At 36.4% G+C, this 236-nt stretch carries 1 pseudogene; it reads right to left on the reverse strand.

Annotated features, from left to right (window positions below):
• A pseudogene (locus tag SB725_RS33900) lies at window positions 1–236 on the reverse strand (hypothetical protein); the annotation flags it as partial.

The following is a 236-nucleotide window of genomic DNA, read 5'->3' on the forward strand; positions in this document are numbered from 1 at the left end:
GACATTAATTGAAAATTAGTCAAAAAGCTGTGTCTTAGATGATGAGTCGTAAGATGAGGAAGTCCTGTAACAGTTTTAATTAACTGAGATAAAATTTTAGATAAATCACTGGCACGATAAGCCATACCCGCTTGGTTAGCGATTAAGGTGTCACCTTTACCCTCACCACGAATAAGCTCGACTTTTCTAAAAAACAACATATCTGAATCTGTCAAAAGTTGTTCTAACAACGTCCG

It is taken from the genome of Pseudomonas sp. SIMBA_041, assembly GCF_046535095.1.
Lineage (GTDB): Bacteria > Pseudomonadota > Gammaproteobacteria > Pseudomonadales > Pseudomonadaceae > Aquipseudomonas > Aquipseudomonas mucoides.